Origin of the sequence: Humisphaera borealis, assembly GCF_015169395.1 — a bacterium.
In the GTDB taxonomy this organism is placed as follows: domain Bacteria; phylum Planctomycetota; class Phycisphaerae; order Tepidisphaerales; family Tepidisphaeraceae; genus Humisphaera; species Humisphaera borealis.
In genome coordinates this window covers 53,081-68,054 of the sequence record NZ_CP063458.1, presented here as the reverse complement: position 1 = coordinate 68,054, position 14,974 = coordinate 53,081, and the positions used below count along the sequence as shown (strand labels likewise).

8 protein-coding genes are annotated in these 14,974 nt (G+C 63.4%); 5 read left to right on the top strand and 3 right to left on the bottom strand.

The genetic code is table 11. The features are described from left to right. Nucleotides 1–43 precede the first annotated feature (43 nt). Together IPV69_RS00265 and IPV69_RS00260 are read left to right on the top strand one after the other, a co-directional pair. Complete coding sequence (locus tag IPV69_RS00265) at nucleotides 44–961, top strand: alpha/beta hydrolase (protein WP_206292903.1); 918 nt, start codon at nucleotides 44–46, stop codon at nucleotides 959–961. A gap of 161 nt (nucleotides 962–1,122) precedes the next feature. Then, on the top strand, nucleotides 1,123–1,392 hold the full coding sequence (locus IPV69_RS00260; RefSeq protein WP_206292902.1) for a DUF167 domain-containing protein: 270 nt from the start codon (nucleotides 1,123–1,125) through the stop codon (nucleotides 1,390–1,392). 156 nt (nucleotides 1,393–1,548) lie between these two features. On the opposite strand, the gene IPV69_RS00255 is transcribed toward IPV69_RS00260, so the two are convergent. Beyond that, entirely contained in the window at nucleotides 1,549–7,932 is a 6,384-nt protein-coding gene (locus IPV69_RS00255) for a beta strand repeat-containing protein (RefSeq protein ID WP_206292901.1), read from the bottom strand. Between the two features lie 574 nt (nucleotides 7,933–8,506). On the opposite strand from IPV69_RS00255, the gene IPV69_RS00250 reads away from it, so the two are divergent. The 3 genes from IPV69_RS00250 (at nucleotide 8,507) to IPV69_RS00240 (ending at nucleotide 10,986) form a co-directional block, all read left to right on the top strand. After that, the gene (locus IPV69_RS00250) at nucleotides 8,507–9,079 is read left to right on the top strand and encodes a BTB/POZ domain-containing protein (RefSeq protein WP_206292900.1); all 573 of its coding nucleotides are present in this window, start codon (nucleotides 8,507–8,509) and stop codon (nucleotides 9,077–9,079) included. Between the two features lie 299 nt (nucleotides 9,080–9,378). Then, nucleotides 9,379–9,966, top strand: a complete 588-nt coding sequence (locus tag IPV69_RS00245; RefSeq protein ID WP_206292899.1) for a hypothetical protein — start codon at nucleotides 9,379–9,381, stop codon at nucleotides 9,964–9,966. Between the two features lie 147 nt (nucleotides 9,967–10,113). Continuing rightward, a complete protein-coding gene (locus tag IPV69_RS00240) occupies nucleotides 10,114–10,986 on the top strand; it encodes a hypothetical protein (protein ID WP_206292898.1) in 873 nt (290 codons plus the stop codon). A 32-nt stretch (nucleotides 10,987–11,018) separates the two neighbouring features. On the opposite strand, the gene IPV69_RS00235 is transcribed toward IPV69_RS00240, so the two are convergent. Beyond that, the gene (locus IPV69_RS00235) at nucleotides 11,019–12,374 is read right to left on the bottom strand and encodes a DUF1552 domain-containing protein (RefSeq protein WP_206292897.1); all 1,356 of its coding nucleotides are present in this window, start codon (nucleotides 12,372–12,374) and stop codon (nucleotides 11,019–11,021) included. Between the two features lie 114 nt (nucleotides 12,375–12,488). Further along, nucleotides 12,489–14,936: a DUF1592 domain-containing protein gene (locus IPV69_RS00230; RefSeq protein WP_241180042.1), complete on the bottom strand. Its 2,448-nt coding sequence runs from the start codon at nucleotides 14,934–14,936 to the stop codon at nucleotides 12,489–12,491. Nucleotides 14,937–14,974: the final 38 nt, after the last annotated feature.

The window sequence follows — 14,974 nt, the reverse complement described above, 5'->3', positions numbered from 1 at the left end:
TTTCAAATTGATGCCGGCTATCCGCCGTGGTATTCCAGTGGGCATGCCAACCCCAACACGCTTCGTACTTGTCGCACTACTTACCTTCGCCGGCGTTGTCACGACCTCGCGCGCCGCGGACGTCGCCGAACCGCAACCCATCGCGATCTGGCCCGACGTTGCACCCGGCGAGAAGGGGGACATCGGCCCGGAAGTCGACAAGACCAAGCCCGACCCGAAGATCCCCGCCGACAAATACATTATTCGTCTGGGCGACGTGTCGAAGCCGACGATCACCGTCTATAAGCCGGCGGCCGACAAGGACACCGGGGCGGCGGTCGTCGTCTGCCCGGGCGGCGGATACAACATCCTGGCGTACAACTTGGAAGGCACCGAGATCTGCAAATGGCTGAACTCGGTCGGCGTGACCGGCGTGCTGCTGAAGTACCGCGTGCCGTCGCGTAAGGGACTGGAGAAGCACACCGCAGCATTGCAGGACGTGCAGCGGGCGATCGGCATCGTGCGGCACCGCGCGGCCGAGTGGAAGATCGATCCGAAGCGCGTCGGCGTGCTGGGTTTCTCGGCCGGCGGGCATTTGTCGGCATCGGTCAGCAACAACTTCGCCGAGCGCACTTACCCCGCCGTCGATGACGCCGACAAGGAAAGCTGCCGGCCCGACGCGGCGTTCCTGATCTACCCCGCGTACCTGGTGGACAAAGCCGACGTGACGAAGATCGCCGCTGACCTAAAGGTCACCGACAAGACCCCGCCGACGTTCATCATTCAGACGCAGGACGACGGCATCAAGGTGGAGAACGCGTACGTGTACGCCCTGGCGCTCAAGGCGGTGAAGGTGCCGACGGAGGTTCACACGTTCGCCAAGGGCGGCCACGGCTACGGCCTGCGGCCGTCGGAGAACCCGGTCAGCAAGTGGCCGGTGCTGGCGACGGAATGGATGAAGACGCTGGGGTGGATCAAGTAGAACGTGGAGGAAGGCGGAGGGGTGGGTGGATCGCTAGGTGAATGGGTGAATGGGTGACGCAGTCGCCTGGTGAATCGTCAACGTTGCCTCGCAGTCAGGCACCGAACAACAGAAACCAACCGCACCACTCATCCACCCTTCCACCCCTCCACCTCTTCCCCATGGCTACCCTCAACGTCAAAGTCGTCCCCGGCGCCAGCCGCGACCGCGTGGCCGGCCGGTACGGCGACGGCGTGAAGGTGCAGGTCAGTGCGCCGCCTGAAGACGGCAAGGCCAACAAGGCGGTGATCAAGGTGTTGGCCGACTTTTTGGGCATCCGCCCGGACCACATCCAGATCAGCCGGGGGCACACCCAGCCGAGGAAGGTGGTCGCGATCGAGGGAATGGATCAGGCGACGTTGGACGGCAAGTTGGCAGGATTGACGAATTGACGGCCGGCCTTCAGTGACATCCCCCGCCAACTCAGCGGCACTACATCACGCCGACGTGAAAACGACAATCAACACGACAACGACAAAGGACCTCCCTGAGCAACAGGGAGGTCCTTGTTCGTAGTCATCTAGAAGGCGACCGCCGGCCGCCAAGGATCAGCCGATACGAGCGGCCTTGCGACGGCGACGCCCGCCGAGCAAACCGATACCGGCCAGCGCCAAAGCGCCGATCGATGCCGGTTCGGGGACGGCGGTGACGGTCAGGATGACGTCGTTGGCCGTTCCCGTGCCTTGTGCGTTGTAGTCGACGGTGAAGACATTGCCGCCTGCGTCGGTTGCGGACCAGATGGACCCGCTCACCAGCGTCAGTGGGACAGCCGCCTGCGGCCCGTTGCCTCCCGAGAGGAGCTGGACATCGGCAAACAGCTTGGGCGTTGCGGCGGTGCCGGTGATGTTGTCGATCAGCAAAAAGGTCTGGCTCGTGGGAACGTAGCCGGACAACAGGCTGATCTGCAGATGCGACAGACCGTTTCCGGTGGTGTTGCCGTTGTTCACCACCTTGTCGCCAGACCCATCGGCTTGAAGCTCGACCAACAGATTTGAGGTCGCTCCGTTGACCGTCAGGGTCGTTCCAGTTGCGGCCGCTGCGCCGACCGTCAGCGTGCCGACGCTGTTACCGGGACTGAGCGTACCGGCACTGACCGTAAGGGGGGCGGCAATCGAACCGATACCCCCCAGCTTTGCGGTCGCGTTGTTCAGTGCGGCACTCGATGCCGTGATGCTGCCGTTCACAATCGCGGTACCGCCCGCGCCGGTGATATTGAGCTGCCCGCTCGGGGTCGTGTCAGCCGTACCGCTGAGGTTGGAGCCGGCGCCACCCAGGGTCAGCGTGCCCGACCCGGTGTAAGCCAGGACAAGGGAGAACGCCGTAGACGAACTGATCGCTCCGTTGATGTTGGTAGCACCGGTCCCGTTGACCGTCCAGGTTCGGTCGGCGGTCATTGCGTTGGCGGTCACGGGTCCGGAGAACGTCAGTGATTTACCCGCGATTGCGTTGTTGGTGAGCGTCACATTGTTGGCCGCGGCACCCAGGGTCAATGTGCCGCCGAGAGACAGGCCGAAGTTTCCGTTGAAGGTGGCAGTGATGTTGTTGTTGATCGTGGTGTTCGTTGTGGCGTAGGTCCGATCGGCGCCGAGGACCGAGACCGCGCCTCCGTTGAACACCAGGGCAGCACCACCCAGCGCCGTATCCGAATTGAGGCTCGTCAGGCCGGACGTGGCAGTAATCGTCGCGCCGGCGATGTTCAAAGCATTGCCACCGGGCCCCTGCAGAATCAGTTGGCCTGTGCCTCCGTTAGCCAGACTGAGGGGGAAGGCCGTAGTCGTCGTCAGGCTGCCGGTGATCGTGGTAAGGCCGCTGCCATTGATGCTCAACGACCGCGCCGCAGTCATCGCATCGGCAGTGATGTTTCCGATAGTGAGCGATTTGCCAGCGATGATGGTGTTGGTAATGGACGGGCTGTTCGCGTCAGCCAGAAGTGTCAGCGTGGGGACTGTAAAGTTGTACTCGCCGATGATCGCCGGGTTGGTGTTATTCGGGACGCGGAAACCGACAGTCACGTCGTTGCGGTAACCGAATGCCATCGCGCTGCCGAGGTTAAACTGGCCCAGCCCCAGGGCGGCCGTGCTACCGATGCCGATGGCACCGGCGCTGACGTTCATGATTCCGGTGAAGTTGTTCGCCGGATTGGTCAGTACCCAGATGCCGCCGCCGTCCACCTGGACGCTCAAGGCCCCGCCGTTGTCGCTCAACTGGCTGGTGACCATGTTCACGGCGGTGTTGCTACCACGGAGCGCCAGGGTCTTGGCGCCTGCGACCAGGTTATTCTGGACGTTCGTCAAGATCAGCGGCCCGGTACCATCGGAGTAGATGATGTTGCTCGCGGTCGTCGTGTTCAGCTGGATGAGACGATCCGAGGTTTCGCCGGCGCCGACATATTGAAGGTTGGCACCAGTGGTTCCGCCGTTGCCGAGAAGAATGGCACCCGACGAGAGATTGGCTCCGACGTTGCTACCCACGCTGGTGCTGGTGGAGGGCGCCGAGCTGAGGCCCAGCGACTTGACGACGAGCGTACCGGCGACCACCTGGGTCTGGCCGGTGTAGGTATTGGCACCGAAAAGGTTGAGCGTGCCGCCACTGACCCGTAGAGCACCGGATCCGCCGATATTGGCAGAGATCGTCGCAAAGTCGGTCTGGGTGTTCCCATTGTCCGCAACCGTGATCAACCTGAAGCCGCCGGCGGCGATGGTGGCTGCGGTGCCGGTGGCGGAGGCTGTTGCGTTGGCACTTAGCGTAAATGTGGTCGGGCCGGTGATCGATGCAATGGTCGCGCCGGCGGGAATATTCGCACCCGAGATCGCCTGTCCGATCGCGAGGTTGTTCGTGTTCCCAGTGGTGATGGTCACCGCCGTGCTCGCGCTGGTCGTGGTTACCGTAGGCGTCGCGGCCAACCCGGGACTGATGTCAAATCCGCCGGTCAGCTCCACCTCGGACAAGGCCGTTGCAGAACTGAGCGTCATGCTGCCGAGCACAAAATCAGGGGAAGCGGGAGCGTTCCAAACCGGGGTTCCGGCGATATTGACGACGAGCTTCGAATCGCCGCCTGAAAAGCCACCATTGACCCACTTGAACTGACCCGCCCCGGTACCGATCGTCCGCGCCAGCGTACCGCCGGTTTCCAGCACGCCGCCGTTCAGAATTACGTTCGAGCCTGTCGGCAACGTGGTACCGTCGACCGCTCGTAGTGCACCGGCGTTGATCTGTGTCACGCCCGTGTAGCTGTTCGTCGCATTTCCAAGGATCCAGAGACCGGCGTCGGACTTGTAGACGTTGGTGACGGCAGTGCCGTTGTTGGTGATTCGCGGGTTGAATAGGTTGTCGCCCGAAGACGAACCGCCCAGCACCAATCCCTGTGCAATGTTGGTTGCCGCAGCGCCGAAAACGAGTGGTGCCGGGTTGCTGAAGATCAGCGACGCGTTGATTGCACTGTTGTTCTGGATACGGGCACCGCCCGAAGCGACGCCGTTGAAGGTGAACAGCCGATTGATGCTGATGGACTGCCGGCCGGTGTAGCTGATACCGCCATAGCCTTGCGTGGTACTTGTTCCAGTGAAGACCAGGCTGGCTGCGTTACTGGCGTCATCCGTGCTCACGCCGGCACCGATGCTGCTTGCTGAGCCGATATTGGCCAGGTTCGGCACGGTGACGATGCCGGTCGAAGCGATCGTCGTCACACCGGTGTAGGTGTTCAGACCGGACCAGGTCTGTCCGCCCGTACCGGTCTTGGTCACGTTCACGACGCCACCGCCGCTGGGGCCGTTCTGGATAATGCCCGCAAATGTTCCGGTGCCGTTGTTGTTACCGAGGGTCAGGGTCGCGGTCGTGGCATTCGAATTGGTGATGGTGCCGGCACCGTTCAAGCTGAAGATCGCAGTGCCGGTACTAACGCCGTTTAGGTCCAATGTCGCCCCCTGACGGACATTCAGGGATGCATTTGCTCCGCTAAGCCTGCTCGTGGCTCCGCTCAGGCGGACCGTACCTTCGTTGATGTTGGTCTGACCCGTCTGTGCGTTTACGGCGGACAGAATCAGAACGCCGGCACCGGTCTTCGTGAGACCGCCAGTGGTGGTTGCCGTCAACGGCGTGGAGATTGTCAGTACGTCGGTCGCCAGGTCGGTTCGGACAACGAGGTCGCCCGTGCCGCCAGACGTGATGCCTGCGGTACCGTTAATTGTGGCCGAACCCCCGGAGAGCAGGATGCCGCCGGGGCTGTTTGCTGCGCTCTGAATGGTCAGCAGGGCGTTGGCGGTAAGGGTCGTGGCATTGCTCAGTTTGACAGTGGAAATCGTCTTGGCGGCAGCTTCGACGACGGTCCCGTCAGACAACGCGCCGCTGGTTGCCGTAATGAAATTGTTGGAGGCGGCGGTCAGGATCGCGCCGCCTGCAACCGTGTTGAAGCCCGCATCCGTGTCATAGACCGGGGCGCGGAGCGTTGCGTTTGTCGTCGCCGGCGCGTAGGCGAAGTCCGCACCGTTGAAGTACGAGAAACCATTGAGCAGACCGGCCGCCGGGACCGAGCCGATGATCACACTGCCGCCTGCCGCCGGCGTGAAGTTCACCGTGCCGCCGCCGCCGGCAACAACGCCGCTGGGGCGGGAGAAGGTCAGGGGAACGGAAGCGGCAATCGTCTGCGCCGCACTGGCAGTGAACGTGGTGGGACCGGTGATCGCGGCGATCGTCGCGTTGGCTGTCACGCCGGTGCCGGTAATGACCATCCCCGGAACAAGCCCGACCGTGCTGGGCACGGTGATCGTCGTCGACGCGGCCGATGCCGCTGATGTCGTCGCGGTGGTCCCGATCGACACAAACCTGAGCGACGCAGTACCGGCGGCGCCCGGCGTCACCTTCACCGTACTGGCACCTGCGACGATACTGAGCGGCCCGGCCAACTCGTCGCTTGCCACGCCGCCGGCACCGAGGAGTTCCAGTGTTCCACCGGCGGACTGCGACGTCGCGTCGACGCTGAACGCCACCGGCGCGCTATCCTGAAGAACGGTCGATCCGCCCGCCGCAGCCTTCAGCTTCAAGGTGCCGTTGGCGATGCTCACGACGCCGGTAAAGGTATTGGTTCCGCCGAGCACCCAGGTACCGGCACCGGTCTTGGCGACGTTGACATAACCACCGGCAGCGTTGTTGGGGATGACGCCGTTGATGGTGTTGTCGGCCGTATTGGCACCGCCCAGCGTCAGCGTTTTGAACTCGGTGGCAGCACCGGCTGCCGTAAATGCTGCGGCATTGAAGATCAGGCTGGGGCTGGTCCCGGTCTGGTTGGCCAGGATCGCGCCGCCGCCGGTGGTACCGGCAAGGTTGATCGCCCTGGAGGTTGTCAGATCGGCGGCCGCAATGTTGCTGCCGATAAAGTTCAGGGTACCCGTCGTGGTCGTGGCACCGAGATTGATCACCGAGGCGTTGGTCGTATCTCCGACGGATCGGAAGCTTGTAATCGCAAGGGTGCCGTCATTCACTGACAACGCTCCGTCGAGCGTTGATGCGACGCTGGTGATCGTGACGGTGCCAGTGCCGCCCTTCGCGAACGTGTGGTCGAATGCGGCGGCTGACGCGATGATGTCGCCGCTGAAGACCGTATCGCCGCTGCCGTTCACGGACATCGAACGGCTTGCGGTGTTGTTCGTGTTGCTCCAGAACGCGCCGGTGAACGTGACAGTACCGTTGCTGTTGTTCGTGAACGTGCTGTTGTTGTCGCCGCCCTGCACGGGAGCGGCACCGAACGTAGCGTTGTAGCCGTTGCGACCTGCAAAGGTCAGGGTAAAGGCTTCCTCAAATGCAAGCGTGCCGTAGGTCGCAGTGCCATTCTGAACGGTGCTGCCGATCGCATGATCGACAAACATCGTGCCGTTATTGCGCTGATAGACGTTCTTCGCGAAGTTCGGGTTATCGATACGGACTTCGAACGCACCGCCGTTTACGTCGATCGTGGCGTTCGTAACCGTTCCATTTGCGGTGCCGAGCGACGCCAGGGATTCGATTCGGACCGTACCGCCGGTCATGCGGACGCGCCCTGAGAAGCCCGTCGCGACGGAGGGCGCCAGGATGAGAGTGCCGTTGTTGGCCTTCTCGAGGGTGCCTGTGCCGGTCAGCGGACCGGTGATCACATAGCCGCCCACGCCGGTGCCGTTGGTCAGGCCGAACTGGACGAAGTTCGTCCCCGCGGTGCCGGCGACATCGAGGCCGCCAGTCAACGTCAGCCGACCGCTGGCCGAATAGAGTTGGGAGATCGTTGCAAGGGGAGTGCCCTGGGTGACGGCACCGGAAAGCGTGTTGGAGCCGACGCTCACCAGCGCGGCACTTCGATCCGAGATGGGGCCGCGACCCTGGATGGAGATGGCGCGGGTGACATCGATTCCTCCCCCGAGCACCAGGCTGCCGCCGCCGAATCCGCGGTTTGCCGAACCGGTGATCACGATCTGAGACGTGGACGCACCCAGCGCCGACAGGCTGCCGATGACGACCGAGCCATTGCTGATGGTGGTGGTCCCGGTGTAGCCATTGGGCGCAGTCAGATTGAGTGTGCCGCCGCCCGAGAGATTGAGACCTGCCGACCCGTTCAGGGTCGAAGCGAAGGTAACACTCTCCCCAAGTGCAATGCGTGTGTTCGCCGTCGCCAGCGTCAGATCGCCACCAGATAGGCTGTAGCTGCTGTTGAACTTCAGCGAGTTCGCTTGTTCTCCGGCGCTGAGCGTAACGACGCCCAGATTCGGCGAGGGAAGCGGAAAAACCGCGTCCCCGAAGGCCGTCGTGCCGTCGGGTTCAGTGCCGAGCGACCAGTTGGAACCGGTACTCCAGTTGCTGTCGGTACCAATCCAAACGTTGTCGGCCGCGACCCCGATGGACGGAACCGCCGCGATGGCCGCGGCAATCTTCACCAACACACCACGACGCCGGAAGACACGTGACTGCATTACATCCACTCCGATTTGCCCACCTGGCGATATCAGCGGGGAAAACACCGATACCGCCTGCTGTTCCATCAACTACGCATGAAAGGAGAAATGCACGACGGCAGTAGTACCCCAAGGCCCGCTCGGTTTCTCCGCCGAGACGCCCCACCGTGTTGCTCTGCCAATCTCATGTTGCCTGCAGCGTTGAAAATCTGCCACTAAATTTGAGTAAAATATCTCATAACATTCTTATAACATTATGACGGAGAGCATTACGCCTGAGCTCGCTTAATGAACGCAGCTTGTCGTCGAGCGATGAGGCGGCTCTACAAAGACGACGTATTCTTTCTTGCCGCGAGCGCCTCTTTTTTTCACGTCTCTCGGCGTACGAACCGCGATCCCTCCACCTCGACCGCCTGGCCCAGCCGACCGACAGTGCCAGATCGAGTGAACGACCGGCATGGCTTGCCAGCCTTGACGGCGGATCACCACACCTGGAGGAATCCCTTACTTTATCGCGCCGGGGTCGCGAGGCGGACCTGCTAAGCTCGCAGTCACCTCCGTGTTTCACCACTCGCACCCGAGGTGCTGTCGTATGCGTAAGCAAGCCATGTTCGCCGCGTTGTTGTCGTTCCTGTTCGCCGGTCTTTCCCACGGCCAAGTTGTGTACGAGCCGGTCCAATCGCAGTACCGGACGGATCGCGCCACCTATTACTACGGCGGCAGCAATCCCCGGGTCCACGCGTACGTCCGCCAGACCCTGGAGTGCTTCCACGATGCCCGATCGACACGGCAAGGCGTCTACGGCGTCGGGTATCTGCACGCCAATCTGATCGGCCGTCCGCCGCAGTACGTCGCCAGCGATTGCGCACCACGCCGCAATGTCAGCGTGTTCGGGTACACCTCGGTCGACGCCCGCGACGAAGCCTACGACCGCGTACCGCGCTACTTCCGGATGGCCGACCTGATGGCGTCTGCGGTCGCGGCAGCCGACGGCCTGGGCGTGGTCGTCCCCGCTCAGGCGGCTGGTTCGATCGATATCCGCGCGAGCGTGCAACCTCCTGCAACCCGGCCGGCGACTGGCCCGGCCGCGCAACCGAAGGCCATCCTGATCATCCCGAAGAAGACGTCGGCGGAGTCGGTAAAAGCAGTCACCGACGCCCGCTGAAGTTCATCCTACGATACGTTTTGGGCATGCAACCGGATTTCGTCGAACCGTCAGGCTCGGCGAAATCCGGTTCTTTATTGCGCCCGGTAACTTCCTGCCACTGGCGGTGGCTCGAGTTAAAGCAGGCCGGACGTCAGCACTTACCTGCGAGTGGCCCCCAGGGTCCGATCGCCACGGCGGTAACGGATCACGGTGCCACAGCCGATAATGCCGATGCGGCCGTAGGATGTGTACGGCACTTGTGTACGGGCCGCGGCCAGCGGAAACTGCCGGCCGAGGTCATTCACTCCGGAGACGCCATGCGCACTCGCCATCTGCTCGCCTGCACCGTTTCGTTCGCCGCCTCGGTGGCGATCCTCGCACCGCTGCACGCGGCCGACACCCCGGCGACGCCCGCGACCACCCGGCCGGCAACGTCTCGTCCTGCCACCACGCAGCCGGTCAAGCCCGACCCCAAGACCATGTCGTCCGACCAGATGCTGGGGCAAATGCTGCGTCCAGCGACGCCGTCGCAGCCCAAGCCGCTGCAGCCGCTGGTGGACGTCCCGACGACCGACAAGACCAGCGGCGCAGGTGCCGTGAAGCCGAACGCGCCGGCCGTCGCCACGCTGCGCGAAGGGACGTACATCATCGACCGTGTCGGCCGGCTGGAGAAAACGCCGGACGGGTCGCAGTCGCAGTTCGTATTCGAGGCCGACGGCAAGAGCCTGCGCGAACCGCCGCTGGTGATCGTGCCCAACCTGAAGCTGATGATGATGGAAACCGCCGTCACCGGCGCGACCCGCGACCTGAAGTTCCGCGTGAGCGGGATGATCACCGAATACAAAGGGCGCAACTACGTGCTGCTGGAAAAGGTGTTCGTCGTGCCGGACCCGACGCAGTTTTGAAGAGTCATTGGTCACTGGTCACTGGTCCCGTAGGGTCCGCCTTGGCGGACGTTGACGGCCCCTGGCGTCCGGCATAACCCGGGAAGGTACAGCGAACGCGTCCGCCAAGGCGGACCCTACAGAGCCAGCAACCGTGACAAATGACCAGTGACCAATGACACTCCCTCCAACTTCCTCGCCCGCAATCAGGCCACTTACAACCGTTCGACCCGCGACCACTGGGATCATTTTGCCGATCACCGACGACAGGTGACGGATCTGCTCGCTCCCGGCCAACTGGTGACCGGCGGACGGCTTTGTGTGCTGGGGGCGGGGAACTGCAACGATCTTGAACTCCCCCACTTGCTGTCGATTTTCGACCGCATCACCCTGGTCGATATCGATGCCGCTGCCCTCACCGCCGCGGCGCAACGGCAGAACGTGGAATCCCACGAACGACTGGTGCTTCGCGGCGGCGTCGATCTCACCGGCGCCTCCGCGGCGATGGCCGACTGGCCCCGGCGAAAACCCTCCGGCGACGAACTCGATCGCTGCCTGCGATCGATCGCGACCGCCCCGCTGCCGGCGGTCGGCGGCCCGTTCGACATGATTCTTTCCCCCTGCCTGCTGTCGCAGATCTGTCTCTACGCGACCGACGCCCTGGGCTCTTCTCACCCCCGCGCCGCCGACCTCCGCAAGGCGATCCGCCGACAGCACCTGCGACAACTGGTCGAATGGCTGTCGCCCGGCGGCACCGGCATTCTCGTCGTCGATCTGGCCCAGGCGGCGAAGGTCGGATCGCTGCTGACCAGCCACGCCGACCGCTTGTCCGAGGTCGCTTCGCGGACCGTCGGCCGCGCACAGCACTTCCCGGGATTGGACCCCGACACGCTACGGGACGAGTTGCAGAACGAGCCCCTGCTCAAAGGCCTGCTGAGCGACGTCCGCCAGACCCCGCCTTGGATGTGGACGCTCGGGCCGAAGAAGTCGTTTTTGGTGTACGCGCTACGATTTCGGCGGTCGAAGGCGGCGTTGCTGTAGGTCAGAAGGGGAATGAAGAATGCAGTCGCGTCCTACGCGTCAATCACGCCTAGCCGTCCGGTGCTGTCGCCGACGGCTTCGACCTTCACGTCCATCCGGTCGAGCATCGACGTCCAGAGGTTGGCGATCGGCGTTTCGCGCTTCATATCCAGGTGCTGACCGGTCTTGATCGTCTTGCCGCCGCTGCCGGCGACGAGCACCGGCAGGTCGTCGTGGTTATGGCGGTTGCCGTCGGAGTTCGCCGACCCGTACGCGATCATGCAGTGATCGAGCAGCGTGCCGTCCCCTTCCTTGATGCCCTTGAGCTTGCCGAGCAGATACGCGAGCTGTGTCGTGTGGTACTTGTTGATCTCGCGGATCTTTTCCTTCTTCGTCATGTCGTTGCCGTGGTGCGACAGGTCGTGGTGACCGTCATTCACGCCGACAAACGGGTAAGGCCGGTTGCTGCCTTCGTTGGCCAGCACGAACGTGCAGACGCGCGTCACATCGGCCTGGAACGCAAGCACCATCAGGTCGGCCATCAGGCGGATGTGGTCGGTCAGGTCTTTGGGGATACCGGTCGGTGCGGTGACGCCGGCGGGCATCTTCGGCTCCGGCAGCTTTGCCGCCCGTTCGATGCGCAGCTCGATATCGCGGATCGCCGTGAAGTAGTCGTCCAGCTTCCGCTTGTCGTTGGCGCTGATCTTCTGGCTGATGTCGCGGGTGTCCTGGTGGATGAAGTCGAGCAGGCTCTTGCGGCGGGCGTCGCGGCGCAGGCGATCCTCGGCAACGCCGCCGCCGAACATCCGCTCGAAGACCAGCTTCGGGTTGACTTCCTTGGGGAGCGGGGTCGTCGCGCTCTTCCACGACATGGTGGACGAGTAGACGCACGAGTAGCCCGAGTCGCAGTTGCCGGCCATCGCGCCGGATTCGGTCCCGATCTCCAGCGACGGCAGGCGGGTATGCTCGCCGATACGGCTGGCGGCGATCTGGTCCACACTGATGCCGTTACGGATGTCGGTGCCGTCGGTCTTGCGGGGATGGGCACCGGTCAGGAACGCGGCGAGCGCGCGGGCATGGTCGCCGCCGCCGTCGCCATGGGCGCGGGCCCCGTCGGCGGCCAGGCCGGTGAGGATCGAGAAATCGTTCTTGAACGCTTCGAGCGGCTTCAGAATCGCCGGCAGTTCGCCGAGCGTGCCCTCGTTCTTCGGCGTCCAGTCGGCCATGTTCTTGCCGTTGGGCACGTAGAGGAACGCCATGCGCTTGGGTGCGCCCTTGACGACATTCGCGGGTGCGGGCGTGGCGGCACCCCAGGCGTTCAGACTGCCCATGGACTCCAGCCACGGAAGCGCCACGGCGCAGCCAAGACCCTTCAACAGCGTACGACGAGAAAGGGGTGGACGATTCATCATGGTTCTCTACTGCTGGGACAACGCGTAGTTGCGACCGATTTCCTGATACCCAGTCGAAGCCAAAGACGGCTCTGACCCTAATACGACCTCGTCTCTCCGTCTCTCACGCTCTCAATCCTGCAACCCTCTCCTCATCCGGAACGGCTCGCACTTGACGATCTCAATCACCAACCGGCTCAGCTTATGGTTATCGGCCGCGACGGCCTTGGTCACCTTGGTGACGGCTCCGTCGTCGTAGTACTCCAGGCCGCGACCCAGGGCATAGATCATCAGCTTCTCGGTCACGCACTTGGTGAACTGGTCGGCACGCTTCTGGACGAGGATCGACCGCAACTCCGCCGCACCTTTGAACGAACTGCCGTCGGGCAAAACGCCGGAGGCGTCGATGTCGGAATTGCCGTCTTTCCAACGATAGGCCCCGACGGCGTCGAAGTTTTCAAAAGCGAAGCCGATCGGGTCCATCTTCGCGTGGCAGTTGGCACACGCCGGGTTCTCACGGTGCTGCTCCATCTGCTGGCGCAACGACTTGGCGTGCGCCTTTTCGCTGGTTGCTTCCAGCTCGGGCACGTTCGGCGGAGCGGGCGGCGGCGGAGCACCCAGGATCTGCTCGAGCACCCACTTGCCCCGCTTGACCGGGCTCGTTCGGCTCGGGTTGCTCGTTACCGCCAGGATGCTGGCCTGCGTCAGCAACCCGCCGCGTGCACCGCCCTTGGGCAGCGACACGCGCACGAACCTGCCATACGGAATCCGCTCGCCACGGGGCTGGCCGGGCTTCTTGTCCCAGCCGTTGCCGAGGGTGTCGGTGATACCGTAGTGGGCCGCGAGCCGGTCGTTCAGGAACGTAAAGTCGGCGTCGATCAGGTCGAGGATGCTGCGGTCTTCCTGAAGGATCGCCGTCAGGAAAAGCTCCGTTTCCTGCTGCATCGAGTTGCGCAGCGTCTCATCGAACTTCGGGAAAAGGTTCGGATCGGGGCTGAAGGTTTTCAGCCGTTTGAGCTGCAGCCATTGCATCGCGAAGTTGTCAACGAGCGTTTGCGCCCGCGGCGACTTGAGCATTCGGCGGACCTGGGCGTCGAGATTCGGCGTCAACTGCTTTTTGGCGGCCAGATCCAGCAGTTCGTCATCCGGCATGCTCGCCCAGACGAAGTAGCTAAGCCGGCTGGCGAGCTGAAACTCGTCGAGCGGACGCGGCTCGGCCGCCTCGGGCCGGTCGTCCAGTTCCAGCCGGAAGAGGAACTTCGGCGACACCAGGACCGCCTGCAGCGCCATCTGAAGCCCGGCTTCCCACTTTTCGCCGGCGGCTTCGGTTTGTTCGACCAGTTTGCACAGGCGATCGACTTCGTCCTTCGTCGGGGGCCGACGGTAAGCCCGCAGCGTCAGCCGCTCCATGATCTGCCGCGTTTGCGTCGCCTTGGGGGCCTTCGGGTCGGCGGCGGCAATCAGCCGGCGGTGTGACGACGGCCGGGTATCTTCCGGCCCGTTGACGTTGATGAACTCGACATACAACACCCGCACCCCGTCGGCCGGTCGGGCCTCGCCGGACTTGTCTTCGATCTTGCCCCTGGCCGATCGACCGTTACCGATGTCCAGTTCTTCGGCGCCCGGCGACGGGTTGGCGATCTGCACCGCAAAGCGATACTCCCGCGGCTCCAGGTGCAATCGGTGTTCGATAATCTTAGCCGACTTCTCGTCCTTGCCCGTCACCTCGTGCGTGCTCAACTCCTTGCCGTCCAGCAGCAGCGTGGCCTTGACCGGCTCCCCGTCGGTCGTGCGGGCATAAACGCGGGTGCGGAATACGTAATCGCCGTCGTTCGACAGGCGGAACGGCGTGTTCACCGCACCCTTGGTCACCGGGCGGAACTTGGTCGTCGGCACCCGGCGGCCGGCAGGCTCAAGGTAACGACCGCCCTGCCATCGCTCGCCCACCTTTGGCGGCTCGAGAACGATCGCTTTCTGACTGATGACCTCGGCAGCGGCGAGATATCGCTCCATCAGCACCGGCGACAGCGTCAGCACGTCGCCGATGTTGTCGAAGCCGTGGCCAATGTCGTCGGCGGGAAAGTCGTCGGCGGCGAGGAACTCCATCCCCAGCAGGTCCGACACCGTATTGTTGTATTCATTCTTGTTCAGCCGGCGAACCGTGACCCGGCCGGGGTTCGGCCCGGCCAGCCGGTCGTCGTCGGCGTACATGCCGTTGACGGCCGCTGCGAACGCTTCGATCTCCTCCACCTTCGGCTGCGGCTTGCTGTCGGGCGGCATTTCGCCGGACTTCACCATCGCCAGCGCGTGCTGGACGACCTTCCGCCCCTTCAGGATGGAAGAGGTGTCGGCGTAGGTGTGCAGAACGAGGTCGGCCTTCTTCTTTTCAGGGTTGTGGCAGGACACGCAGTGCGTGTTGAGGAAGGCGGTGACGGTCTTGGCCCGCGGATCGTTCACCAGCGCCTTGGCCGGCGTCGGGCTTACTGGCGCAGCCGTCGCCGGTGCTGCGGAAGAGGTCGATTGCATCGACAACGGCACCAGCAACGCCACAGCGAGCGCCAGCGTCAATCCTCCGAACATCAAGGCTCGACTCTTTCCTATCATGCTGCAATCCATAC